Raw genomic sequence first — 734 nt, forward strand, 5'->3', positions numbered from 1 at the left:
ACGCGGGCGCTTGCCGGGTTCCAAACGGTTCGCGATGGGCACTCCGTCGCGATGGGTGCGGAACGAAAAATCCGTCAGTTCGTTGTTCAGCAAAAATCCGTTCGTCATCAGACGCGAACCAAAGCCGTTTTCAATCGTCGTCGTCATTGACAAGACATTGCCGTAACTGTCGACGATCGAGATATGCGACGTCGAAGGCAGCTCCAATGACTCGTCATCAGCCCAGTTCATCGCATGATCAAACTCGGGATTGCCCGGGGAGACCTCGATCAGTGCGCCCTCGGCATTCAAAAGCTCCGCACGCTGCGCCAGATAGTCCGGGTCGACCAGCCCGGTGGTCGGCATCGGTACGAAATCGCTGTCCGCCATGTACCGCCCACGATCCGCAAAGGCGAGGCGTGAGGCTTCGCCGATCAGGCGCCATGCCTCCATGCTTTCTGGGCCCACTTCGGCCAGATCATAGCTGTTCAGCAGACCCAGAATCTGCCCAACGGTCAGCGCCCCGGACGAGGGCGGACCCATCCCGCAGACCTCGTAGACGCGGTAAGCCGCACAGACCGGATCGCGTTCAATGACCTGATACAGGGCCAGATCGGTGCCAGACAATACGCCCGGATTGCCCGGCGCGGTGCGGACGGTCCGCACGATATCTGATGCGATTTGTCCGCCGTAGAACCCGGCGGCACCGTCCTCGGCCAGTGCCCGCAGTGTATCCGCATAGGCCGGGTTCATCA

The 734-nt window shown here is 60.9% G+C and carries 1 protein-coding gene; it reads right to left on the reverse strand.

From position 1 onward, the window contains the following. A partial coding sequence (locus ACR0E6_RS22200; RefSeq protein WP_480587441.1) for a gamma-glutamyltransferase occupies nucleotides 1-734 on the reverse strand: 734 nt, incomplete at both ends.

It is taken from the genome of Ruegeria sp. AP12 (assembly GCF_056540025.1).